This is a genomic window from Humisphaera borealis (assembly GCF_015169395.1).
GTDB lineage: Bacteria > Planctomycetota > Phycisphaerae > Tepidisphaerales > Tepidisphaeraceae > Humisphaera > Humisphaera borealis.
In genome coordinates, this window is record NZ_CP063458.1 from 288,318 (window position 1) to 311,124 (window position 22,807).

General features: G+C 63.3%; 23 protein-coding genes. 6 read left to right on the plus strand and 17 right to left on the minus strand.

What is annotated here, in order from left to right; translation table 11 throughout:
• Positions 1-44: 44 nt before the first annotated feature.
• The 14 genes from IPV69_RS01175 to pduL all read right to left on the minus strand — a co-directional run bounded on the left by IPV69_RS01175 (position 45) and on the right by pduL (position 11,271).
• Positions 45-1,373 (minus strand): hypothetical protein, encoded by a 1,329-nt coding sequence (locus IPV69_RS01175; RefSeq protein WP_206293081.1) that lies wholly within the window; start codon positions 1,371-1,373, stop codon positions 45-47.
• 41 nt (positions 1,374-1,414) lie between these two features.
• Entirely contained in the window at positions 1,415-2,320 is a 906-nt protein-coding gene (locus IPV69_RS01180; protein ID WP_206293082.1) for a hypothetical protein, read from the minus strand.
• Positions 2,321-2,402: 82 nt separating this feature from the next.
• Positions 2,403-3,326 carry a malate dehydrogenase gene (locus IPV69_RS01185; RefSeq protein WP_206293083.1) on the minus strand — a complete coding sequence of 308 codons (924 nt, stop codon included), beginning with the start codon at positions 3,324-3,326 and terminating at the stop codon, positions 2,403-2,405.
• Positions 3,327-3,440: 114 nt separating this feature from the next.
• Complete coding sequence (locus IPV69_RS01190; protein WP_206293084.1) at positions 3,441-4,376, minus strand: class II aldolase/adducin family protein; 936 nt, start codon at positions 4,374-4,376, stop codon at positions 3,441-3,443.
• Positions 4,377-4,440: 64 nt separating this feature from the next.
• On the minus strand, positions 4,441-4,734 hold the full coding sequence (locus tag IPV69_RS01195) for a EutN/CcmL family microcompartment protein (RefSeq protein ID WP_206293085.1): 294 nt from the start codon (positions 4,732-4,734) through the stop codon (positions 4,441-4,443).
• Positions 4,735-4,805: 71 nt separating this feature from the next.
• On the minus strand, positions 4,806-5,504 hold the full coding sequence (locus IPV69_RS01200) for a hypothetical protein (RefSeq protein ID WP_206293086.1): 699 nt from the start codon (positions 5,502-5,504) through the stop codon (positions 4,806-4,808).
• A gap of 213 nt (positions 5,505-5,717) precedes the next feature.
• Positions 5,718-5,975, minus strand: coding sequence for a EutN/CcmL family microcompartment protein (locus IPV69_RS01205; RefSeq protein WP_206293087.1), 258 nt, complete (start codon positions 5,973-5,975; stop codon positions 5,718-5,720).
• An 84-nt stretch (positions 5,976-6,059) separates the two neighbouring features.
• The gene (locus tag IPV69_RS01210; RefSeq protein ID WP_206293088.1) at positions 6,060-7,550 is read right to left on the minus strand and encodes an aldehyde dehydrogenase; all 1,491 of its coding nucleotides are present in this window, start codon (positions 7,548-7,550) and stop codon (positions 6,060-6,062) included.
• 131 nt (positions 7,551-7,681) lie between these two features.
• Positions 7,682-8,002, minus strand: a complete 321-nt coding sequence (locus IPV69_RS01215) for a EutN/CcmL family microcompartment protein (RefSeq protein WP_206293089.1) — start codon at positions 8,000-8,002, stop codon at positions 7,682-7,684.
• 104 nt (positions 8,003-8,106) lie between these two features.
• Positions 8,107-8,373, minus strand: coding sequence for a BMC domain-containing protein (locus IPV69_RS01220; RefSeq protein ID WP_206293090.1), 267 nt, complete (start codon positions 8,371-8,373; stop codon positions 8,107-8,109).
• A gap of 161 nt (positions 8,374-8,534) precedes the next feature.
• Positions 8,535-9,650, minus strand: a complete 1,116-nt coding sequence (locus IPV69_RS01225) for an acetate/propionate family kinase (protein ID WP_206293091.1) — start codon at positions 9,648-9,650, stop codon at positions 8,535-8,537.
• Positions 9,651-9,747: 97 nt separating this feature from the next.
• Entirely contained in the window at positions 9,748-10,035 is a 288-nt protein-coding gene (locus tag IPV69_RS01230; protein WP_206293092.1) for a BMC domain-containing protein, read from the minus strand.
• A gap of 113 nt (positions 10,036-10,148) precedes the next feature.
• Entirely contained in the window at positions 10,149-10,460 is a 312-nt protein-coding gene (locus IPV69_RS01235; protein ID WP_206293093.1) for a BMC domain-containing protein, read from the minus strand.
• 100 nt (positions 10,461-10,560) lie between these two features.
• Complete coding sequence (pduL, locus tag IPV69_RS01240) at positions 10,561-11,271, minus strand: phosphate propanoyltransferase (protein ID WP_206293094.1); 711 nt, start codon at positions 11,269-11,271, stop codon at positions 10,561-10,563.
• 291 nt (positions 11,272-11,562) lie between these two features.
• Between pduL and IPV69_RS01245 the strand changes: the two genes are divergently transcribed.
• The 5 genes from IPV69_RS01245 to IPV69_RS01265 all read left to right on the plus strand — a co-directional run bounded on the left by IPV69_RS01245 (position 11,563) and on the right by IPV69_RS01265 (position 15,005).
• The gene (locus IPV69_RS01245) at positions 11,563-11,949 is read left to right on the plus strand and encodes a hypothetical protein (protein WP_206293095.1); all 387 of its coding nucleotides are present in this window, start codon (positions 11,563-11,565) and stop codon (positions 11,947-11,949) included.
• A 22-nt stretch (positions 11,950-11,971) separates the two neighbouring features.
• A complete protein-coding gene (locus IPV69_RS01250) occupies positions 11,972-12,967 on the plus strand; it encodes an NAD-dependent epimerase/dehydratase family protein (protein WP_206293096.1) in 996 nt (331 codons plus the stop codon).
• Between the two features lie 21 nt (positions 12,968-12,988).
• Positions 12,989-13,375, plus strand: coding sequence for a globin domain-containing protein (locus tag IPV69_RS01255; protein WP_206293097.1), 387 nt, complete (start codon positions 12,989-12,991; stop codon positions 13,373-13,375).
• A 424-nt stretch (positions 13,376-13,799) separates the two neighbouring features.
• Entirely contained in the window at positions 13,800-14,441 is a 642-nt protein-coding gene (locus IPV69_RS01260; protein ID WP_206293098.1) for a hypothetical protein, read from the plus strand.
• A gap of 174 nt (positions 14,442-14,615) precedes the next feature.
• Complete coding sequence (locus IPV69_RS01265) at positions 14,616-15,005, plus strand: carboxypeptidase-like regulatory domain-containing protein (protein ID WP_206293099.1); 390 nt, start codon at positions 14,616-14,618, stop codon at positions 15,003-15,005.
• 144 nt (positions 15,006-15,149) lie between these two features.
• Here the strand turns inward: IPV69_RS01265 and IPV69_RS01270 are convergent, their stop codons facing one another.
• From IPV69_RS01270 to hrpB, 3 genes are all read right to left on the minus strand, one after another.
• A complete protein-coding gene (locus IPV69_RS01270) occupies positions 15,150-16,091 on the minus strand; it encodes an amidohydrolase family protein (RefSeq protein WP_206293100.1) in 942 nt (313 codons plus the stop codon).
• 102 nt (positions 16,092-16,193) lie between these two features.
• The gene (locus IPV69_RS01275; protein ID WP_206293101.1) at positions 16,194-17,201 is read right to left on the minus strand and encodes a quinone oxidoreductase family protein; all 1,008 of its coding nucleotides are present in this window, start codon (positions 17,199-17,201) and stop codon (positions 16,194-16,196) included.
• 160 nt (positions 17,202-17,361) lie between these two features.
• Complete coding sequence (hrpB, locus tag IPV69_RS01280; RefSeq protein ID WP_206293102.1) at positions 17,362-20,001, minus strand: ATP-dependent helicase HrpB; 2,640 nt, start codon at positions 19,999-20,001, stop codon at positions 17,362-17,364.
• Positions 20,002-20,306: 305 nt separating this feature from the next.
• Between hrpB and IPV69_RS01285 the strand changes: the two genes are divergently transcribed.
• Complete coding sequence (locus IPV69_RS01285; protein WP_206293103.1) at positions 20,307-22,667, plus strand: Calx-beta domain-containing protein; 2,361 nt, start codon at positions 20,307-20,309, stop codon at positions 22,665-22,667.
• Positions 22,668-22,807 lie beyond the last annotated feature (140 nt).

Sequence of the window (22,807 nt, forward strand, 5' to 3'; positions counted from 1 at the left end):
GTTTCGCGAAGCGGACGCCTTTTCGCGGCGGGCAGTACCTGCCCCTATCTGCTCCGATCGCGTGCGATCTCCGAGGCGATCCGCTGCCGTGACACCGCAACCTTTTGTGCGGGCGTCATCTTCGCAAAGTCGGGAGAGCCGTCGGCCTTGCGAGGGATCTCGCCGACGATTGCAGTGTCGATTTTTCTGGGCGCAGGGGTGTCTCCACCCGCCGTCGCCGCAGCTGCCGTTGCAATGGGTTTAGCCGATGCAGCATCGCCACCAGCAACGGCGGGCGAGGACGCCCGCGTTCCCACGACCGTCGCCACGACCTTCGGCATCGCCGGTACTGTCACTGCGCTGGGTTTGGTCGCGCCGCCGCCGGCGTAACTCATCTCCTGCGTGGTTAACTGCATGTCGTTGGCGAGGGTGCGAATGGGTTTGATTCCCAACTTTTGCAGTTCGCCATGGTACGCCTTCACCGCCTCTTCCGGCGTGATCTTCCCGTCGGCGAGCATTCGGAGGAACGTTATAAACGTGAGCTGATGTTCGCTGTTGTTGATCTTGCGGCCGTAAAGCGCCGCTCGAGCGCCATACTTCTTTGCCTCGGCCAGTTGCTTGAAGGCGTCGTACGTCGTGCCGCTGGCACCGCCCAAAATCCCAGGGACCAAGTGCGGGTCGTAGGTCGCGAGTTCTTCCATCGCCCGCGGGCCGTGGTAGACGATCTTGAGAAACACCGGCCGCCCGGCCTGCGGCACGCCGGCGAGCGTGCGGACGATCAGGTCGTTGATGAACCGCCCGAGGTCGGCGGGGCAGTGGTCGCCGCAGGCGTTGGGGTCGAACACTTCCAGGAAGTGCCGGAAGCCGACCCTTTCAGCCTCGATGCGGAAATCCTTGTACGCCAGCACCGTGGGGTAATCGAACTCGAGCTTGTTGTTCGGCGTGATCGAGTAGAGGCCGAGGTCCGCGCCCAGACGTCGCTCGGCCGGTGTCGGATTGACCTTGCCGCTCTGGATCTGTTCCAGCGTCGCGCTGCGGAACGGCCGCGACGGCTCAGCCCCGTAGGTTCCCCCGGCCGGCAGGTGAATGTCGGTCGTGTCGTTGGCCCGGGCGGCGGGGGTGATCGCGGTGCCGTCGAACAGCCGTTCGCGGATGCAAAGCTGATCGTTCGTGCTGGCCGAGGTCAGGACAATATCGACCAGGCCCTGCCTGATGACCTGGCGGATCTGGTCGCGGTAGTTGGCCAGCGACCGCCGCTTGCCGGTGACATGATCCACGCCCGTCGCCGCCAGACCGGTGGCCATGTCCGCGTCCTTGGCGTCGGCAAGGATGAAGTCCTTGCTACCGCTGGGATCGCGATGGATGTTGGCGAGCTTTTCGTCGAGGGACTTCATGGCAGCGACTTCACCGCGGATCTCCGAACGGCCGGCCGACGTCACTTCTGCAGATTCAGCGCGGCGGGTTTTGCCCCGGACAGTGCGGTCTCCGGACCCTGCGGAGGAAAGTCTAGGGCCACCGCGGCCTGCCACTCCTGCGGGCCCCCGCTGAGCCGTACTCGGACCGGCGTCTCGGTCCCGTCGGCGGCGGCGACTGCCACCTTCGCGTCGTAGAGGCCGATCGGGATGTCGAGCACGCACGCCGCATTGGAGCCCATGTCCGCCAGCGGCAGTCGCTTGACGATCGGCTCGCCCTTAGAACCGTCCAGGAGCGGCCCGCGCGGCGTCAGCCTGACGACGACCGTCGCGTCCTTGGGAAAGTCCTGGTTGAGGCGGCGGTTCCCGATCCCGCCATCCCCGAGGTCGATCCGGGCACCGTAATAAGCCAGCTTTCGGAGCACCGGCGACTTATCGTCCCCGCCGGGGCGGAGACCTGAGATCTTGGCGACGAAGTCGCGGACGATGCCCGGCCGAGTGTCCGGGCCGATACCCTTGCCGTCGCGCAGGCTGAGCTTCCCATCGGTCGGCCAGAGTTCGAGCTTGTATGGCTTGCCGTTGTATTCGATCGCCGTCTTGGCCGACAGGTTGGCGGCGAACCCGGCGGGCACCTCCAGGTCGTACGTGCCGTCCTTCGCATCGCCGTGGGCGATCGTGGCCGGGGCCGTCACGGTCGCCCGGTTAGCGTCGCCGACAAACCCACTGCAGACGACGGTGAAGGCCGGGATCGGCTTGCCGTCGGAGAACGTCGCCCGGCCGATCGCGTGGCCGGGCTTGGCCACCAGCGGGGCCGGGACGGCCGGCTTGTCGCCCGACGCCGGTTTGTCTTGGGCGTGGCCCTGGCTCGACCCGAGAAGCGAGGCGATCAAAAACGCGTACGCCGCGATCGATGTCCAGCGAATGCCCATGGAGAATCTCCTTCTCTCCCCAACCTCCGACCTTGTGCGGAGGTCGATCATCCGGGCGGGAAACACGTTCCCGACGCCTGCTCTACTTGATCTGTCCCCAGGTCGCGTCCAGCGCCTTACAGCTCGCTTGGAAGCCGCTCGCTTCGCGTGGCCAGAGTTCGATTTCAAATCGCTTCAGCACGCCGCCCTTGCCGACGAGCGTCGGCACGCTGGTGCAGGTGCCTTTCACGCCGTACTCGCCGGTCAACTGGCTGCTCACCGGCAGAACCTTGGGTTGATTGAGCACGATCGGGTGAATCACCTCGGCGATGCTCAGTGCGACGGCGCGGCCTGCGCCGCCTTTGAGACTGATGCACTCGGCACCGCTCTTCTTGGTCCGTTCAAACACCTTGTTCTGCTGTACGGCGTTGAAGTTTGGCAGCTTGGTCAGCGGGATGCCGCCGGCCTCGGCGGTGCTCCAGACGGGGACCATGCTGTCGCCGTGCTCGCCGATGATCAGCGCCTTGATCTGGCTCGCCGGCAGGCCGGTCTCGAGTGCGATCAGGCTGCGGAAGCGGGCGGTGTCGAGCACTGTGCCCAGGCCGATGCAGCGAGCCGGTTCCCACTTGAGCGTCTCGATCGCCAGGCGCGTCAGGATGTCGACCGGGTTGGAGACGACGAAGATGATCGCGTCCTTCTTCAGCCCGGCGCCCTTGAGCGACTCCAGCACCTGCTTGAAGAGCGACACGTTGCGGTTGATCAGATCCAGCCGGCTCTCATCCGGCTTGCGGCGCAGGCCGGCGGTAATGCAGACGATGTCGGCATCGGCGGCACGGTCGTACCCGCCGGCGTAGATCTTCTGATCGCCGATGATGCTGCAGCCGTGGAGGAGGTCGAGGGCTTCGCCCTCGGCCATTTTCTCGTTGGCGTCGAGGAGGTGGATTTCAGAGACGATGCCCGCGCACTGCAGCGCGAACGCCGCATCTGAGCCGACCCGTCCACCGCCGCCGATGATGCTGACTTTCATAGAGGTCTCGTAGGGTCCGCCTTAGCGGACGCGATGCCCGCCTAGGCGGACCGATGTCGTCGTATGCGTGGGAACTCTGGCGAAGCGATGCCTTCGCGTCCGCCAAGGCGGACCCTACGCCGTCGCCATGATCTGGTCCGTGATCGTCTGGATAAGCGTCTCCATGTCGGCTTCGCTGACGTTCGCCGGCAGCGAGGGGAGCATCGACGCAATCGCATCGCCCAGGCCGCCGCTGGGCGGGCAGGCGCAGCTCGCGTTGCCGCTGCTGGTGACGCCGCTGGCGGTCTGAACCTTGCCGCGGGTGGCGATGTCGCCGCCGACGCGGGTCAGGAAGTCGCTTGAGCAGCTCATCCCTTCGCCGCCGTTATCGAGGCGCGGTTCACGCAGGCCGAAGCGAACCTTCAACTCCAGCAGTTCCTTCATTTCCTTCGAATCCAGCGGACGGACCGAGCCCAGGCTCTTGGCGAGCATCAGGATTCGGCTGTAGGCGTCGACGATTTCAAGCTTGTAGTACGCCTCTTCGAGGCTCGTGCTGAACGTCACCGTGCCGTGGTTCTGTAGCAGGATGGTGTTGCTGTCCTTGAGGAACGGGATCAGCGATTCGCCCAGCCGCTTGTCGCCGGGCGTGACGTACTTGGCGGTCTTGACGACGCCGAGGAACACCTCGGCCTCGGGGTGAATGCAGGTCGGCAGCTCGACGCCGGCGATCGCGAACGCCGTCGCGTGAGGCGGATGACTGTGAACCACGGCCTTCACGTCCGGCCGCTGCTTGTAGATTTCCAGATGCATCAGCATTTCGCTGGTGCGTTTCCGCTTGCCGGCGAGCTGCTTGCCTTCGATGTCCACTGTGCAGATGTCATCAGGCTTCAGGAAGCCTTTGCTGATACCCGTCGGCGTGCAAAGGAATTTGTTCGGTCCGATCTTCAGCGAGTGATTGCCTTCGTTGCCGGCGCAGAAGCCTTTGAGCCAGATGCGGCGGCCGATCTCGCACATCTCTTCTTTGAGCTTGAACTCGGAGACGCCGTTGTTGCTGGTGGATGTGTAGGCCATAGGTTCTTCTCGATTCATTTACGGACGCATGCGGCTCGGCAGGCCCGGCCAATCAGTGACCCGTTCAGATTTCGTGCTTCACCGTCACCGTATCCAGGATCGCGCAGTTGTACGCATCGAGCGGCACGCGCTTCTCCGGGTAGAACGGCATCGTCGCTTCGCGGCTTTCGGTGAATGCGATCGTGTCGCCTTCGCCGGCGCCGAAATGGTCGTACACGACCAGGGCTTCCTTCGACCTGCGAGGCTTGCCGACCAGGCTGAACCGATCCTGCACCTCAACGATCAGAAACCGGCCGCCTACGAGCGTGTCGTAGATGGGGCTGAGGGTGAGACGGCCGATCACTTTGCCGATTCGCATTACATTGTGGTGCGGGCTTCAGCCTGCACTTGCTTGTTCAGGATGCAGGCTAAAGCCTGCACCACAATCAATCAGCCGCAAGTCGCAAGCTCTGCTAACTGCCGCTGCACGTCCGGCGATAACTCTCGTTTCGCCCGGGCGAACCGGCCGAGCATCGTCTTGATCTGCGGAAACGCCTTGTGCGGGTGTTCGATCACCAGCACGTTCGCCGCGACCTGCTGAATGCCTTGCTCGACCGCTTCCAGGCAGGTGCCTACAACGGCACGGATGCTCGGGCAGCGGTTGGCGAACACCATCGCAACGGCGGCGTTCTGCACCACGATCGCGGCGGAACTCGCACTGCCCGACTTCAGTTCTCCCGCGATCGTCTTGACTACCGCGACGATCTGCTTCGGATCCTGCGGCAGATCGATCGGACGCAGCAGCGATTCCTTCGCCTGACCGGTGAGCGCCGCCTTCGCCGCGCCGCAGGGGCCGTCACACCACCAGAGCAGGGGGGTGGTGGGTTGTTCTGTTGCGTACTGTGCGATCGACGCTTGCCCGGCTGTGCCGGGAACCCCGCCCTGCGGGCGGGCGCTAGAAGGGGCACTGGTCGTGACTGTGCCTGTTGCGCTCTTCGAAGCGTCGTCGCAATAGCCCAGTGAGACCTTCTTCAACCGGATCCAGTCCTGCGCCATCGGCGTCAGCCGGGCGCGGTACGGAAGCGTGATACGCCCGGCGCTGCCGCTTTCGCGGTGCAGTTGTTCAAGTTGCCGGGCGGTGAAGAACATATTTCTTACCCCCTCTCCCTCGTACTCGGGGGAGAGGGTTGGGGTGAGGGGCCGAACGTCGGGCACCTCGATTCGCAAACACGACTCACTGCAAGCTCGACTCGCGGAACCCGCGACGACGTCGCAGGGCTCTCTTGGGCAAGTCACAACGCCTTAGGTTCGGCCCCTCACCCTAACCCTCTCCCCTGAGTACAGGGGCGAGGGGACCGGACATCATTCGTCGGCGAGCGCGATCACGAAATACCGCACCGGGCTTTTGTCATGGCCGATCAGGTCTCTCGCGGCCTTGCCGTCACTGTTCAGTATCACCGTCTGTCCCGGCGACGCGCCCAGCGAATCGGCGGCAATCACCGGATCGGCCTCGGGCTGACGCTCGCTGTTGATCGGCTGGACAATCGACAACTTCCAGCCCTTCATCGAAGGATGCTTGATAGTCGCAGTCGCGTAGCCGATGACGGTTCCGAGAAGCATCAGTAGGCGGTAGGCAGTAGGCAGTAGGCAGAGAAGGCAACGAATGGTCTGCCTAACGCCTACTGCCTACTGCCTACTTCTCCGCTAAATCATCCTCAACGATCCGGTCATCATGATCCGGCGATACCGCGTGAACGTCAGCGGTGTCGTAATGCCTTCGCCCGTGGGTGTCGCGATGCTGTAGCTCAGAAAACCCTGACCACCGAGGCCCAGGCCACTGGGGCTGCCGCCGTTGACGACGAACAGCGTGGTCGCCGCACGCCGACCGAACCGGGTGATCGTGTCGAGGTTGCGGCTGTGGATCAGGGCCGTGTGGCGATAGCCATGTTCCGACTGGATCGCCAGGTCGATCGCCTCGTCCACGTTCTTCACGCGGACGAACGGCACGAAGGGCATCATCTGTTCTTCCTGGACAAACGGATGATCTTTGTTGGTTTCACCCACCAGTAGCTGGGTGGTGGGGGGCACGGAAGTGCCCGCCGCCGCTGCCAGGACGCTTGCGTCCTTGCCGACGAAATCCTTGTTCACGTGCGGCTTGTTGTCTTTGGGGTCGATGACGAACGCGCGGCCCGTGAGAGCTTCGATCTGCCGGGCGTTCAGGATAAAGCCGCCGGCCTTTTCCATCTCGGTCATCAGCTTGTCGAACACGCTCTCGACACAGAAGACCTGCTTTTCGCCAATGCACAGAAGATTGTTGTCGAATGATGCGCCCGCGACGATGCTGCGGGCGGCATTCTGGAGGCAGGCAGTCTCATCAACCACCACCGGCGGATTGCCGGGGCCGGCGACGATCGCCCGCTTGCTGGCCTTCAACGCCGCGCGGGCCACCGCCGGGCCGCCGGTCACGACCAGCAACTGAATGCCGCGATGATTGAAGATCTGGTCGGCGGTTTCGAGCGTCGGCGGGACGATACAGGTGATCAGGTGATCGACGCCGTACTTGGCGTTGATCTGCTTGTTGTACTCGGCGACGGCGATCGCGGCGCAGTTGGTGCCACTTGGGTGCGGATTGGCGACGATCGCGTTGCCGCCGGCAATCATGCTGACCGCGTTGGCCGACAGGGTGGGGACGGAGTGGGTGACGGGCGTGATGATGCCGATGACGCCGAACGGTGCGTACTCTTCGAGGCAGACGCCGTTCGAGCCGCTGTCGGCGGTGGTCTTCAGGAACTCAACGCCAGGAACAAGCTCGAGGATCTGGAGCTTCTCGATCTTGTGATCGAGCCGACCGATCTTCGTCTCATCGAGTTCGATCTTGCCCCAGAGCTGCGCGTTCTGCTTGGCGATCGACTTGATCAGCTTGACGATGCCGTCGCGGTCGGCGAGCGACAGACGGCTAAGCTTCTTCTGGGCCTCGGTCGCTGCGGCGACGCACTGATCGACCGAGCCGAAGATGCCGTGCTGGCCGATGGGGACGGAAACGGTTGGCCCGCGCGACGCGATTTTGGCGTCATTGGCCGCGGCGTCTTCGCCGGCGCGAACGCCACCAGAGTTCGATGCCGGTGAGCCGGGGGTCTTATTGCCCAGGCGACGCATCACCTCGGCGACGACATCTTGTACGAGTGCTTGCGTCATAGGGGGTAGAAGTCGGGAGTCAGAAGTCGGGAGTCAGACGTCGGGAGTCAGACGTCGGGAGTCAGACGTCGGGAGTCAGACGTCGGAAGATGAAACCGCAATTCCATCCTCGGACTTCTGACTTCCGGCTCCTAGCTTCTTGCCGAATAGAACGTCTTTCCCGCGAACTGGGCCGAATCGACGATACCGATGATCACCGCGTCGGCCGGAAGGTTCTTGGTCTGCTCGGTCATGCGGGCCGAAGAGCCCTGGCAAACGAGCACCAGTTGTCCTTCGCCGGCACCTACCACATCCAACGCCACAATCGCCCGCCCGGTGTTACCGAGCGAGGAAGGCTGGTTGGCGTCGTCGTACTTCACGTTCAAGGGCTCGACCACGAACAGCTTCTGGCCGTTGAGGGTCTTGTCCTTGGCGGTGGCGACGACGTGGCCGGTGACACGAGCTATGAACATGGGTTACTCGAAGGCACGAAGGCATTGAGGCACTCAGGAACGAAGTGTAGGAGTAACGTCTGCACACTTTGTGCCTACGTGCCTCTTGCCTTCGTGCCTCTACCTCATCCCATTTTCGCCACGTCGCTATGCGGACGTGCGATGACGTGCACGCTGACGACTTCGCCGACGCGGCCGGCGGCCTCGGCGGCGGCGTCCATCGCGGCGCGGACGGCGGCAACATCGCCGCGGAACGTCACCGCGACCAGGCCGTTACCGACCATGTGCTTCTCGACGTACTCGACGTTCGCCGACTTCAGCGCCGCGTCCGTTCCTTCAACCGCCGCGACAATGCCGCGGGTCTCGATCAAACCGATTGCTTCGTTTGCCATTGTGTTCCAGTAGGCAGTAGGCAGTAAGCAGTACGCAGGAAGGCAGAGATCACTCCGCCTGTCGCCCGACGACTGTTTCCACCAAGGACTCTCGAACGTTTCAGTACACCTTCGGCCAGGCATTTCACTGCCTACTGCCTACTGCGTACTGCTTGCTTCCGCTAATTCTGACTCAACACCGCTTCCGTCTGCCGCGCCACAATCAACTCTTCGTTGGTGGGCACGATCCAGACCTCGGCGTTGCTTTCCAGCTTGCTGATCTTTTCTTCCTTCGCCCGAACCTGGTTCTTTGTCGGGTCGAGCACGATGCCGGCCCAGTGCAGGTTGCGGCAGATCGCCTCGCGGATGGCGATTCCGTTCTCGCCGATGCCGCCGGTGAAGGCGAGCACATCGATGCCGCCAAGGACGACCAGGTATTGTCCGATGAAGCTCCGAACGCTTTCGACAAACGCGTCGAGTGCGAGCTGAGCGCGGGCATTACCGCCGGCGGCAGCTTTCTCGATGTCGCGCATGTCGGGGGAGACGCCGCTCATCCCGAGCATGCCGCCTTCTTTGCCGAGCTTCTTGAAAATGTCGTCGAGGCTCAGGCCCTGCTTGAGCAGCTTGAGCATCGCAAAGGTGTCGAACTCGCCGACACGATTGTTGTGCGGCACACCCGACTGCGCCGTCATGCCGAAGCTGTTGGCCACGCTCTTGCCGTTTTCGATTGCCGTGACAGAGCAGCTGCCGCCGAGGTGGCAACTGATGATCCGGCGGCTGTTTTCCTTGCCGACCAGTTCCGGCACGCGGGTCGCGATGTAGCGATGGCTCGCGCCGTGGAAGCCGTATCGGCGGATGCCGAGTTTTTCGGTCCAGTCGTGCGGGATCGCGTAGACCTGCCGGCTGAGCGGGATCGTCTGGTGGAACGCCGTCTCGAACGCCGCCACCTGCGGGCACTTCGGCATCTTCTGCCGGAAGGCTTTCATCGCGGCGATGTAAGGCGGGTTGTGGGCCGGCGCGACGTCGGAAAACTGCTCCATCGTCGCGATGACTTCATCGGTCACCCGCACCGCGCCGCTGATCGGCCCGCCGTGAACGGCTTTGAAGCCGATCGCGTCAGGGGGCTTCGGGAGCGTCTTGAGGATGACGTCGATGACGTCGCCGTGCGTAGCGAACTCCGACCCGGCCTGGCCGATGCGCTCGTAGCCGCCCCGCGCAACTTCATCGCCGCCGCTCGACATGTCGAGCAGCTTGAACTTGAAGCTGGTGGAACCGAGGTTGGCGACGAGGACAAGCATGGTGGGGGAGTAAGCAGTACGCAGCTGGCAGTAGGCAGAAAATGCAGACGCAGACGCATTTCACTGCGTACTGCTTACTGCACGCTGCCTACTTTCGTCAGGCTCCAAAACCCGCGAGCAGGTCTGGGTGGGGGCGGGCGATCACGTGCGACGCGATTACTTCGCCGACCTTGCCGGCGGCTTCAGCGCCGGCGTCGATCGCGGCCTTCACGCTGCCGACGTCGCCGCGGACGACGGTCGTCACGAAAGCGCCACCGATCTGGATCGTCTTGACGATCTCGACGTTGGCGGCCTTGGTCATTGCATCGGTCGCCTCGACGAGAGGGACCCAGCCCTTGGTTTCGATCAGGCCGAGGGCCTGGCCGTATCCGTTTGATTCTGCCATTGGAGTCTCCGTGTATTGCGGATTTCGGATTACGGAATGCGGCTTGAACTGCGGAGGACGTCACGAGGCGTGACATTCATTCCGCAATCCGAGATCTGCAATCCGCATTGGGATTACTTCTTCACTGCCGGTGCTACTGCGGGAGCGCCCTTCTTCTTGGGGTACATGCCCGGCAGTTCGTCGTGCGGGCGGGCGATGACGTGAACCGCCACCACCGTGCCGATACGGCCGGCTGCTTCGGCGCCGGCGTCGACGGCAGCCTTGACGGCGGCGACGTCGCCTTTGACGAACGACGTGACCATACCGCTGCCGCACTTGTCCCAGCCGAGAATTTCGACGTTGGCCGACTTGAGCATCGCGTCGGTCCCCTCCATGAGGGCGACCAGACCTTTGCATTCAAGAAGACCGAGAGCTTCGCTTGCCATAGCTTTCCTCTTCGAGTGTGGATTGTTGAGTGTCGATTGTCGGAGCCGCTCACGTTCGCGCGCAACCAGCGACAATCCACATTCCACAATCGACGATCACTTACTTGATCAGTTCCATATGCGTCGCCGATTCCAGGTCGCAGGCGTTGCCCTCGTCGGTGTCGATGTGCACCTCGAGGACCACCTTCGGGTGGTAGCGAACCTTGAGCCGGTCGAACGTGACGCCGCACGGGCCGTCGATTTTCAGTTTCATGTAGTCGCCGTCTTTGACGCCGTAGTAGCTCATGTCTTCGGTGGACATGTGCACATGGCGTTCGGCGCGAATGACACCCTTGTCGATCGTCAGCGAGCCTTTGGGGCCGAGGATCGTGCAGCCGGGGGTGTCTTTGTGATTGCCGCTGATGCGAAGGGGCAGATCGATGCCGAGGTAGATGCCGTCGGTGTAGGACAGCTCGATCTGCGTGTAGTCGCGCATCGGGCCGAGGATGCGAACGTTGGGGATGATCCGCTGGCGGGGGCCAACGACCGTCACGAGCTGCTCGCTGGCGAACTCGCCCTGCTGATAAAGATCTTTGAGCTTCGTGAGCTTGGCGCCGGGTCCGAAGAGGATCTCCAGGTGCTCCTGCTTCACGTGCATGTGGCGAGCCGAGACATTCACCACCAGCGGGTGCGGCGGGCCACCGGCCTGGCTGGGCTGCCTGGCGTGCTGCTCGCGGGCGGTGGGGCCGCCTCGAAGCTTCTGCGTGAGCACCTCGCGAACGAGACGCTCGACCTCGGACCGGTTCAAGTTGGTTGTCTGCATCGTCGGCATGAAAGGTTTCCTACCAGCTCGCCGCCAGAATCATGCAGAAGACTTCAGAACCTGTCAACAAAATTCGCGACAGCGTGGAAGATTTTGAACAGTTGAGGATGAGATGTCCCCTCCAGCCGGAATCCTTATCCCAGCTTCCACCTGCCCGGGAACTTGATGAGCGATAGGGCATTCCTCATGCCAATTTTGCCTAACAGTTTGTGACAACAGACGCTAGCCTCTTATGCGTGGCAGGCCGGGTTTCCGGGTTTGGCCGTGTCACGTCTCGAATTGCACTTTCACGGAGGTTCCATGCCGATTCGCCAACTGGTGATCGCTTTCGCCGTCCTATCGCTCGCGCTGGTCGTCGGTTGTGATAGGGCTCCGACACACGAATCGGTCATGGAGCAGCAGGTCACTACCATGGAGGATGTTGCCAAGCTGCTGACCACGGTTACGGATGAGGCATCCGCCAACAGCGCAAAGCCGAAGCTCAAAGAGCTCAGTGAGAAGTTGAAGGCCGTTAAAGCCGAAGCGGACAAGATCGCCAAGCCCACGAAGGAAAAAGAGGATGAGCTCAGGAAGAAGTACGAAGAGCGCATCACCAAGGCGATGTCTGCCTGGCTCATGGAGATGGGGCGAATTGGCCGCGATCCCAAGCTGCGATCTGTTCTGTCGGATCTGGACCTTGGCAAATAGTCGATTGGATCCGAAGTAGAGCATGACAACGCATCGCGATCAGCATCAACGTATTCTCGTCACCGGAGCCGGCGGGTTCCTGGGACGCGCGGTCAGCCTGGCGGCGGGCCGGGCCGGTCACGACGTGCATTTGCTTCACCGGCGTCGTGGCGCTTCGAAGGTAGGCCAATCCGCGCCGGTGCAGGAATGGACTGCCGACCTCACGGATACCGCGGCGGTCCGCGATGTTCTGCGACGGGCGATGCCGGACGTCATCGTTCACTGCGCCGGATATGCCAACGCCAGCCGAGGCCTGGCACAGGTGGAACCGGCGGTGCGCGACAATCTCGTCGCGACGGCGTGCCTGATGTCGGCGGCGGCGGAAATCGGCGGCATCAGGGTGGTGCTCTGCGGGTCGGTTGAAGCGCCCGGAGGACGGGTGTTGGCCGATCAGGTGGTGCCCAATTCGCCCTATGCCGCCAGTAAGTTTGCCGAAGCGACTTACGCCCGGATGTTTCACCACCTTTACGGCCTGGATGTATCGATCGCCAGGCTCGCAGTGGTGTATGGGCCCGGCGACGCCCGGCCGGCGAAGTTGATCCCCCATATCGTCACCCGCCTGATGCAAGGCGAGACCGCCGAGCTCAGTTCGGGTCGAAGGCTGATCGATTGGATCCACATCGATGACGCCGCCGCGGGGTTACTGGCTTGCGCGGTGCGCGACGATCTGGGAGGACGGACTGTGGACATCGGCACTGGCTTGCTGACGTCGGTCGCCGATATTGCCCGAATCGTTGCCGGTCTGCTGGGAAGGACAGAGTTGCTTCGGCTCGGATCGATCCCGGATCGCCCCAGCGAACTCGAATGCGCGGCAGACGCCAATGCAACGGAACGGCTCATTGGCTGGCGGGCGGCGGTTCCGCTTAAGACAGGTCTGGAACAAACCATCGCGTGGTTCAGGTCGGTCGCTCCCCGCCCGCAGAAGGCGGTGCTCACGGTGTACGGCGACGCGCTCAACACCTCACCCGTAAGGGCCTGACTTGGCTGCCGTCACGACATCATGAACCTTCTTCCCGATCACGAGATTTACAAGTCCATCGGCGGCGAAGGCCTCGCGCGGCTGGTTGCGGCGTTCTACCGTCAGATCCCTTCCGATCCGATTCTCGGCCCGATGTACCCACCCGACGATCTGCCGGGGGCGGAATCCCGGTTGCGAGATTTCCTGGCGTTCCGATTCGGCGGGCCGGCCACATACATTGAGCAGCGAGGTCATCCGCGGCTCCGGATGCGCCACGCGCCGTTTGCGATCGATCAGGCCGCCCGCGACCGCTGGATGTTGCTGATGGATCAGGCGATGGAAGAAGCGGCGATTCCGGAAGCCCCCAAAGCGATACTGCGTCAATTTTTTGCCGCGACGGCGACGTTCATGATCAACCAGCCGGGCTAACATTTGCTCGCCCGGGCTGTCCGAATGGAGGGTCGATGCGCAGCGCCCCTATGTTCAGAATCCTTGAGCCGGCGTGCCGAGCGTTGTGACCCTGAGTATTGGCGAAGGATCGATGGTTTGCCGGATCGCCATTCTCCCCGCATCCGTTCGCGTGGTGCTCCTCGCGGCATCGGTTGTCCTTTGGCCGCGGGTCTCAACTGCACAGACAACCCGTCCGGCCTCGCCGACTTCCCCTTCGCTATCAAAATCCGAGATTCGGGAAACCTCGAACGTTTCGCCCGGCGTGCCACCAGCGGTCGATGCGGGCGTCCTCGTGGGAGCGGCGGCTTCTACGCAACCGGCTGTTAGTGCGGTCGAAGCAGCACAGCGCTCGGCGACCGAATCGCTCCGCCGTGATGTATTGGGCTCGCCGTTCTCCACGGACATGACCATCGGTCAGGCGGCGCGGCGATTGGGTGCGCTGGACGCACTTGAGGCCTCGCTGTTGAACGCAGAGCAACCTGGTGGCCCGCGTTGGCGGGACAATGTCTGCCAGGTGCGCCTCGAGATAGCAGGTTCGCAGATCGCGACCGCGTTGAGCGACGCTGCAGAGAAAGGGCAAGGGTTGAGTGGTTTAGGCGAGGAAGACTTCGCTCGTCGCTTGGCGCACCTGAAGACTCAGAGATTCACCGGTGTCGGGCAGTCGGGGGAACCGGCGGTTGTGGTGCTGTCGGCTCCGGTTCAGAAGGGGGATCAAAACGCGAGCCGGGTGCCCAAAGAGGCACCGGAATGGGTCGGACGGCAAATGGACGCCGACGGCCGTGGCGCCGGTAGCGGACTCAAGGGTGCCCGTGCGGCTGAAAGTGTGGCGCTGTCGCAACTACGGCGTCAGATTGACGAACTGCCGCTGCGGGATGGCCTGACGATAGGCCAAGCCGCCGCGAAAGACCCGAGGCTCGACCGAGTGGTGACCGAGGCGATGCGCCGCGCGCGGGTGTCGCGGGTCATATACGGCGTCGACGGCGCCGAAGTACGCGTAAGTTTCGATCTAGACCACTTTTGGCGGGAGTTGTTAAAGTCCGAGTAATCGGGCTCCCGGGGACGGCGTCGGGCGGCTGGGAAGAAAAAACACGCATGACAATAAATTCCGAACGCCGTCGTTGCACCTTATAGAAATCAATTCGTCTCAATGCAGGCCGTGTCATCGCACGCCCGCCCGCGGAGGGTGGGAACGCCGCTGCCGACGAAACAGGAGTATCCCATGTATCTCGTCAAGAAGCTCTCGATGTCTGTTCTCGCGCTCGCATTCATGGCCAGCGTTTCGCTCGCCGGCGAAATCACCGGCACGGTCACTGGCAAGGACGGCAAGCCCGCCGCCAGCGTTGCCGTGAAGCTGATGAAGGGTGGCGCGGGCAAGAAGCCGGCCGCTGCTCCCGCCGCCGGCGAGAAGAAGCCCGGCGCCGCCGCCCTGAAGGAAACCTCCACCGACGACAAGGGCGCCTTCAAGTTTGATGGCGTTGAAGACGGCGAATACCGCGTCCAGGCTGGCAGCAAGGAAGCCGGCACCGGTGGCGCGGCCGTCAAGGTCGCCGGCGGCAAGGCCGATCCGGTCAGCATCACCCTCAAGGAAGCCAAGCCCAAGGCCAAGTAATCCCTTGGAAGGCTGCCTGATTGCCGGGCGAACCGGTTGAATCATCCTGATTCGACCCCTTCGGCTCGAACCTGAATCAAAGCCCGCGAACGTTTGTTCGCGGGCTTTCTTTTTGCACCGGACATGTGCCCGACATTTTGCGCGTTACAAACCCAGCACCTTCGCCGCACGGTGCCAGTACGCATCGTCAAAACCCAGTGCCTCTTTGATCGCCACATCCCGCCTCATCCAGTTGCCGTCGGCGATCGCGGCGACGGTCTTGTGAACAGGTAGCTGTGACGCCGGCGGCAATGCGATAATCGGCCAGTCGCTGCCGTGAACGAGCTTCTCCCGGACGACCTTGTCTTTCAGGACCATCGGGAAGGCGTGCGATCGTGTCGGCAGACAGAGGGCGGCGGTGTCGCCGTAGCAGTGCTCGTGCTCGCGGGCGAACTTCATGAAGTTCGAGACGTAGTCGGTTTCGCCGAACGCCGACCGAGTCCCGCAGTGGGCCATGATGACTTTCACGCCGCGCTGCAGCGCCGGCAGCAGCAGGGCGGGGTCGGCGACGGTGGTGTCGATGTTCGGCAATGACTTCTCCCCGCCGGTATGGCTGAGCAGCGGCAGCTTGTGGTGGGCGAGCGCTTCGTAGAACGGAATGCAGCGATCGTCGGCGGGGTTGAATCCTTGAACGATCGGCAGCCATTTCATCAGCACCGCGCCGGCCTTCACGCACCGCTCGATTTCGGCGACGGCGTCTTTCCGGTATGGATGAACAGACGCACCGAAGCGCAGCTTCGCATTCTTGCGGCAGAGGTCGATCGCGTAGTCGTTCGTGACGTGGAGGTGTGTGTTGGCGTGGTCGAGCCGGCCTTGCCCGTCATGCACCGCATCGAACGCCAGCACGACGACGGCGTCGAGCTTCCTTGTCTCGTCGATCGTCCGCACGAGCTTGTCGGCGATGGCGCGTTCGGTGGCGTCGTCCTCGCCTTCCACGCCCAGACGCCATTTCATGAAACGGAATGCGAGCGTGTCGAGCAAGTGGCGCGACATCTTGCCGTGGCCGCGGGTGAGGGCGGAGATGTGGACGTGGAGGTCGAGGATCATGGCGTTAGTGAGTACGTGGCACGAAGGCATCTTGGCGTATCAGGCACGAAGACATGAGGCATGAAGGCACGTGGAGTGGGGTGGGTTTCATTTCCTTGGTGCCTACGCGCCTCCGTGCCTTCTTGCCTCTATTTCCAACACAACCTTTCCCATCGGCCCCGCCGCGAGCTTGGCGAAAGCCTTGGGCAACTGCTCAAAAGGAAATACTTCGTCCACCAGCGGTTCTGCACCCGACTTTTCCAGCAGTTCCAGCACCGCCTTCCACGCCTCCTGGCTTTCGGCCGGGGTGTATGCCCCGACCGCTACACCGCCAACACGCAGCCGGCGGAAGAAAAGCGTTGCCGGGCTGAAGTTCGGAACCGGGCCGGCGAGCTGGCCGACGCAACTGATGCGACCATTCTCGCCGAGCGTTTCGACGATCCCCTTGAATGACTCGCCGCCGATGTTGTCGACTGCCAGTTCCACCCGGCGATGGCCGAGGATCTGCTTGACCGTTTTCGGCCAGGCGGGGTCGGTCGGGTCGATGGTGTGGTCGGCACCCAGGCGTTCGAGCTTTTCGCGTTTGTTCGCGGATCGTGACAGCGCGACGACATCGAACCCCATCGCCTCGGCCAGTTGCACGCTCGCGACGCCGACGCCGCCCGATGCGCCGGTGATCAGTACCACGCTGTGCGGCGGCAGCTTGCCCCATGTTGTCAGCGCCTGATACGCCGTGAGGTAGACCAGCGGCGCACCCGCCGACTGCTCCGGCGACCACTTCGGCGGGACCGGCGCGAGCGACTCGACCGGCACCGAGACCAACTCGGCGAACGTGCCCGGCTTGCTGACGCCGATCTCGCTGCGCAACAGCAGAACCCGGTCGCCCACCTTGAGCGACTTCACATCCGTCGCGACGGCGACCACCTCGCCGACGCCATCTCGACCCAGGATGTGCGGCAGCGACGGCTTGGCCGGGTACTGCCCCATCGACAGATACCGATCGGCCGGGTTCAGTGAGGCGTAATGCACCTTCACCACAACTTCCCCCGACCCCGGCTCAGGGTCCATGACGGTGCCGATGCGAAGCTGTTCGATGCCGGATTTGGTGTCGTCGATGAGCCAGGCTTTCATTGGTTTGGTTCTCCGCGAAATCCGATTCTTAACCACGGAGGACACGGAGGATGAGAAAGACCGAGACGACCTAATGCGGGATGGTCTGTAAGTGCACCAGGCATCTCTCTCCGATCTCTTCCTCCGTGCTCTCCGTGTCCTCCGTGGTTAGGTTTTTCCGTTACGTTCGCCTTCGTCCGCCTCGGGCGACAGGCGTTGCCGTTAGCGGGTCTTCGGGCCAACTGTGCTTGGGGTACCTGACACGCAGATCCTTGCGCACCTGGAAATAGGTCGTCGTCCAGAAGCTTCGCAGGTCGTCGGTCACTTGCACAGGACGATAGTTGGGGCCCAGCAGGTGCATCAATACCGGCACCCGGCCGCCGGCGATGCGTGGCGTATCGAACCAGCCGAAGACTTCCTGCAACCGCACCGCCAGGATCGGCGGCTCTGCCTTTCGGTATTGCAACGCGATGCGGTTGCCCGTCGGCACTTCGATCGACTCCGGGGCGTGCTGGTCGAGCAGGCGGTCGAACGGGTATTGAAGCTGCGATTCAAGGATCGCCCCGAGTGATGTCCGGCCGACGATCTCATCGAGGCTGCGCCGCCCGGCGCAGGCCTCGGCGAGGATATCGCCGAGCCCGGCATCGTCGATTGACGGCCAGGCCTGCTCGGGCATGTGCTTTCTCAGAAGGTTCAGGCGGTCCATGATCGCCACGGCTTTCTCGTCGGCTTCGAAAAGCTCTCGTGCCCGCGGCCGCAGCGCCTCGGCCAGCACCGGCCCGGCGGCGGCAGGGTCCACCGGGGCGTCTTTGTCTTCCTTCAGCAGCAGATCGCGATAGCTCGTCGTCCCCCGCGCCACGACACGTTTCCGCTGCTCGTCGTACACCAGCACCCGTTCGCGGCGGATCGATTGCGAGAAGAACTCTTCGAGCCATTCCACGTTGATGCCGCTGGCGATCTTCACCATTGCCTCGCGCGTCTGCGACCGCGCATCCTGACGGGCGTCGAGGGCGAGGAAGAACTCGTGCTGCCGCACGACCGACTCGGCGGCCAGTCGCACGCCCGTCCCGCCGACCATCGCCGCCGCGGCCGGGTCCGACGCCCGCCGACGGCAGACGCGATCGGGGTACGCGAGCAGCGCGAGCCGTATGATGATTTCGTCGTGGTCGAGGGCGGACCATTTCGGCATCGCCGCGCCACTGGCAGCATTCGACACCGGCGTGTTTGAACGTGGATCGCGATCAAGCCGTTCCGCGATCCGCAGCAAATCATCCCGCGCCTTTGCCGCCTGCCTCGCTGCCACAGGATCGATGCCGCTGTCGCGCAGGTGCGGGGCGAAGCGCGACTTCTCCGCCTGCTCCAGCAGGTCCAGCCGTAGCAGCAGGTCCGACGGACCGATCGTCTTGGTTTCGCGCATCCAGCGGGGCGTGCCGCGCTCTTCCCAAGCGATGTCCTTCTCGGCCAGCAGCGCCGCGACGGCGGCGCCTTGTTCCAGCAGTCCGGCTTCGGCCGCGCCGATGAGCAGCCTTGCCAGCCGTGGGTGCGTGGGCAACGCCATGATCCGCTGTCCGAGCGGCGTGATCTTCCCGTCGACGTCGGCGTCGAGCGCGCCGATCATCGCCAGCAGCCGCTCGGCCGAGACGAGCATGTCTTCGGCGGGCGGCTCGTACCAGCCGAAGTTGCGCAGGTCCGGCTTGCCCCAGGCGTGCAGGAGCAACGCCGTGCCGCAGAGGTCGACCCGGCGGATTTCGGGCGTGGTGAACGCGGCCATCGCCTGCTCTTCGGACTTGCTCCACAGCCGAATGCAAACCCCCGGCGCGGTACGTCCGGCGCGGCCAGCCCGCTGCGTCGCCGACGCCAGGCTGATCCGTTCGAGTTCGAGCTTGTCCATGCCGCGCTGGGCGTCGTAGCCGGCAATGCGGGCGAGGCCGCTGTCAATCACGGTACGAACGCCGTCGATCGTCAGCGACGTCTCGGCGATGTTGGTCGACAGGATGACCTTCCGCTGTTTCGACGGACGTAGGGCCAATGTCTGCTCGTCCGGCGGTAGCGATCCGTGCAGCGGCAGGACGAGCAGGTTCCGTTCATCCGCGAAGCGGGACAGACGTTCGCCACACCGGCGGATCTCGTCCACGCCCGGCAGAAAGACCAGGATATCGCCGGGCTCCGTAGGCTCCGCCTTGGCGGACGCGACGACATCCATCACCGCATCCGCCGCCCGTTCCCACGCGTACGCCTGGCTGTAGCCGGTGTGCTTCACCTCGACCGGGAAGGTCCGCCCTTCGGTCCGAACGATCGGGCAGCCGCCCAGAAACCGGCTGACCGGCTCGGCCTCCAGCGTCGCCGACATGACGATCAAAATCAGGTCGTCGCGAACGGTCTGCTTCACTTCGCGAAGCAGGGCGGCACAGAGGTCGGTGTGAATGCTCCGCTCGTGGAACTCGTCCAGGATCACGCAGCCAACGCCCTCGAGGAACGGGTCGTCCAGCAACTGGCGGGTAAGGATGCCTTCGGTGAAGACTTTCAGACGGGTGTCGGGGCCGATGCGCTTTTCGAACCGCACCTGGTAGCCGACTCGCCCGCCGAGGGTCCAACCCTGCTCGTCGGCGATCCGCGCCGCCGACGCCCGCGCCGCGACCCGGCGGGGCTGCAGCATCACCAGGTTCGGATGCTCCCTGTCCATCAGCCCGGCGGCGAGGATGGCGGGGGGCACCCGCGTCGTCTTGCCCGCCCCGGGGGGAGCCACCAGCACCATTGCGCGGTGCTGCTTCGCGGCGGCGACGACGTCAGGGAGGTATCTGTCGATCGGCAGAGGAATCATGAGCCCCCACAGGATAGGCGGCATTTGCCCCACGCCAAGACTGCCGCAGAAACCGGACGATCCGCCGGCCGTGATTCGATGCAACTAAGTTCATCTGTTATCCTGCTTTTACGGGGCGCGAACTCACCCGGTTCTTATCGTCGACAGTGGTTCGGACTCAATTCGGAGGGAAGATGTTGAACTTGCGCACTGCGTTTGCTGCGATCAGGCGTCGGCGGGTACTGAAGTCTGCTCGTGAAGCGGGTTGCGCTAAGTCTGTCCCTACTACGATGGCGGAACGGCTTGAGTGCCGCCGTCTGCTCTCCGTGTCCCTGGTCAAGAACATCAATGACAGCGTCGGGGATTCCATTCCCGGAGAGATCGTCGCCGTTGGCGGTCTGAAAGTATTTGGCGCGACGAATGTCTCGTCCGGGCGCGAGCTTTGGCGTACTGACGGAACCGGACTCGGAACGCAGCTACTGGTTGACCTGAACCCCAACCCCCAGGAGTGGGTCAGCGATCCCCTGATGCTGCCCAATGGGAAGGCGGTCTTCCTTGCAAGCGGCACTGGCGGCAACCGGCCGTATGTGACTGACGGCACCGCTCTGGGAACGGTGCAACTCGCTCCCATCGTTGGCGTGCAGGGCAACTACGTGGTCGCCGGCAACCTCGCCTACTTCGGGACCGCGAATCAACTCTGGCGAACCGACGGCACGGTTGCCGGCACATTCCCCGTCGCCGCCACGTCCTTCTTCGTTGTTAGCCCGGGTGCGAGTTTCGCCGTCAGCGGCACGTCGGCGTACTTCGTGGGAACTGACAACGAAGTCTGGTTTACCGACGGGACGGTCGACGGCACACACCAGTTCATCGATATCCAGCCGGGCGTCCCTTCCTACGCCCGCATGTTTTTGCCCCAGAGTGATGGGTCAGTACTGTTTTGGGCAGAAGACGGCATCCACGGGAAGGAACTCTGGCGCAGCGACGGGACCGACATCGGGACGAGCCTCGTTCGTGATATCACGCCGGGCTCCGGCTCCGTCGGCGGCTACTTCATGTTCCAGCTTGGCGGCGGCCGCGCCGTGTTCGACATTGGCCCGGCGCTCTGGTCGACGAACGGAACGGAGGCCGGGACGACACCGATCAAGGCGAGCTTCGTGCCTCAGTCGCTGGGGTTCCTCGGGGGCAAGATGTACTTCAGCGAGAACGGCCAGCTTTGGATGACCGACGGAACCGCCGCCGGCACCAAGCTCGTGCCCGGCACGCCGACCGGTGTGTCGCAGATTCAAGTCGCCGGCAACACCGTCTTTTTCGCCGGTACCGACGCGGCCGGGGGGAAGGAGCTCTGGGGCGCCACCAATGGCGTTGCGACTCGTATCAAGGACATCTTCGTCGGCGAAATCGGATCGCAGGTGAGATTGGAGAGCGCAATCGGGAATCGGATGTACTTCCGTGCCACCGACGGGGACGGAAGCCCGCAATTGTGGCAATCGGACGGCACGAGCGCAGGCACCTTCCCGATCACCGTCGGCGGGTCACCCGGCATTGGCCAGACTGCGGTACCGCTGTTCCGTGAAGCCAATGGGACGGTCTACCTCCGGGCGGATGACGGCACGCTTGGGTCCGAGTTGTGGTCGGCGACGCCTGACGCGCCATCAACCTTTTCCATCGCGGATGCATCAGTCAACGAAGGCAGCAACGGTACGACGAGTCTGGTGCTCACGGTGAGCCGCACGAACAGCGCCGGCTATGCCGCGGTGAACTGGTCAACCGCGAACGGTAATGTCGCGGGCGCCATCGCACAGGCGGGCAGTGATTACACCGCCAGCACCGGAACCGTTTTCTTTGCGCCCGGACAACTCACCCGGCAGTTGTTCATGAATGTAGTCGGCGACACCGCCGTCGAGAGCAACGAGAGCTTCTTCGTGAATCTTTCGAGCTTCTATTCGGCGACGTTCGCCGACAGTCAAGCGGTTGCCACCATTGTCAATGACGACCAGGCCGTCACTGTGGCAGGGCTTTCAGTTAACGACGTCTCCATCACCGAAGGGGCCGGCGCTACGACCAAAAACCTGGCGTTTACCGTCTCGCTGAGCAAGAAGGTCGCCAAGGCAGTGACGTTCAGCTACGCCACCCAAGGAAACACCGCGGCCAGCGGCACCGATTTCGTCGCCAAGACCGGCACGGCGACGATCGCCGCCAACGCGCTGTCGGTCGTCGTCAACGTCGTCATCAAGGGAGATGCCGTCTACGAGCCCGACGAGACGTTCTATCTCAAACTCAGCAACGCGGTAAACGCGACGATCCTGGACAACACGGGCATCGGCAAGATCGTCAACGACGAGTTGATTCCGAAGCTGAACATCTTCGACGCGCCATCCATCATCGAAGGCAACAGCGGAACCCGGCAGCTCGTTTACACGGTGAAACTGGACAAGGCATCGTCTACGGCGGTGACGGTAAACTTCGCGACGGCCGACGGCACGGCGAAGGTCGCGTCCAATGACTACAAGGCCCTCAGCGGCAAGCTGACGTTCGCCGCCGGCGAGACCAGCAAGACGATCATCGTCACGACGGTGGGGGACACACGCAAGGGCGTGGACGAGACAGTGTTCGTGAAGCTCAGCAGCGCGATCGGCGCTCAGATTGTAGACGGGCAGGCGGTGGGGACGATCAAGAATGATGACTGATCGGAGGTTGGTAGTCATTCGTCCGCAAACTTTTTGCGCCATCCCCGAAGGGATGGGCTCGGACGCGGACATACCGCAAGGTCTGCGATCGTCTTCGATTTGATTTATCCCGACGCTAGTCGTGTGCCGGCGTCCGAGCC

Excerpts from the sequence above, each read along its gene's own strand:
- IPV69_RS01175 (WP_206293081.1), bottom strand. The coding sequence starts at position 1,373 with ATGAAGTCCCTCGACGAAAAGCTCGCCAACATCCATCGCGATCCCAGC.
- IPV69_RS01180 (WP_206293082.1), bottom strand. The coding sequence starts at position 2,320 with ATGGGCATTCGCTGGACATCGATCGCGGCGTACGCGTTTTTGATCGCC.
- IPV69_RS01185 (WP_206293083.1), bottom strand. The coding sequence starts at position 3,326 with ATGAAAGTCAGCATCATCGGCGGCGGTGGACGGGTCGGCTCAGATGCG.
- IPV69_RS01190 (WP_206293084.1), bottom strand. The coding sequence starts at position 4,376 with ATGGCCTACACATCCACCAGCAACAACGGCGTCTCCGAGTTCAAGCTC.
- IPV69_RS01195 (WP_206293085.1), bottom strand. The coding sequence starts at position 4,734 with ATGCGAATCGGCAAAGTGATCGGCCGTCTCACCCTCAGCCCCATCTAC.
- IPV69_RS01200 (WP_206293086.1), bottom strand. The coding sequence starts at position 5,504 with ATGTTCTTCACCGCCCGGCAACTTGAACAACTGCACCGCGAAAGCGGC.
- IPV69_RS01205 (WP_206293087.1), bottom strand. The coding sequence starts at position 5,975 with ATGCTTCTCGGAACCGTCATCGGCTACGCGACTGCGACTATCAAGCAT.
- IPV69_RS01210 (WP_206293088.1), bottom strand. The coding sequence starts at position 7,550 with ATGACGCAAGCACTCGTACAAGATGTCGTCGCCGAGGTGATGCGTCGC.
- IPV69_RS01215 (WP_206293089.1), bottom strand. The coding sequence starts at position 8,002 with ATGTTCATAGCTCGTGTCACCGGCCACGTCGTCGCCACCGCCAAGGAC.
- IPV69_RS01220 (WP_206293090.1), bottom strand. The coding sequence starts at position 8,373 with ATGGCAAACGAAGCAATCGGTTTGATCGAGACCCGCGGCATTGTCGCG.
- IPV69_RS01225 (WP_206293091.1), bottom strand. The coding sequence starts at position 9,650 with ATGCTTGTCCTCGTCGCCAACCTCGGTTCCACCAGCTTCAAGTTCAAG.
- IPV69_RS01230 (WP_206293092.1), bottom strand. The coding sequence starts at position 10,035 with ATGGCAGAATCAAACGGATACGGCCAGGCCCTCGGCCTGATCGAAACC.
- IPV69_RS01235 (WP_206293093.1), bottom strand. The coding sequence starts at position 10,460 with ATGGCAAGCGAAGCTCTCGGTCTTCTTGAATGCAAAGGTCTGGTCGCC.
- pduL (WP_206293094.1), bottom strand. The coding sequence starts at position 11,271 with ATGCCGACGATGCAGACAACCAACTTGAACCGGTCCGAGGTCGAGCGT.
- IPV69_RS01245 (WP_206293095.1), top strand. The coding sequence starts at position 11,563 with ATGCCGATTCGCCAACTGGTGATCGCTTTCGCCGTCCTATCGCTCGCG.
- IPV69_RS01250 (WP_206293096.1), top strand. The coding sequence starts at position 11,972 with ATGACAACGCATCGCGATCAGCATCAACGTATTCTCGTCACCGGAGCC.
- IPV69_RS01255 (WP_206293097.1), top strand. The coding sequence starts at position 12,989 with ATGAACCTTCTTCCCGATCACGAGATTTACAAGTCCATCGGCGGCGAA.
- IPV69_RS01260 (WP_206293098.1), top strand. The coding sequence starts at position 13,800 with ATGACCATCGGTCAGGCGGCGCGGCGATTGGGTGCGCTGGACGCACTT.
- IPV69_RS01265 (WP_206293099.1), top strand. The coding sequence starts at position 14,616 with ATGTATCTCGTCAAGAAGCTCTCGATGTCTGTTCTCGCGCTCGCATTC.
- IPV69_RS01270 (WP_206293100.1), bottom strand. The coding sequence starts at position 16,091 with ATGATCCTCGACCTCCACGTCCACATCTCCGCCCTCACCCGCGGCCAC.
- IPV69_RS01275 (WP_206293101.1), bottom strand. The coding sequence starts at position 17,201 with ATGAAAGCCTGGCTCATCGACGACACCAAATCCGGCATCGAACAGCTT.
- hrpB (WP_206293102.1), bottom strand. The coding sequence starts at position 20,001 with ATGATTCCTCTGCCGATCGACAGATACCTCCCTGACGTCGTCGCCGCC.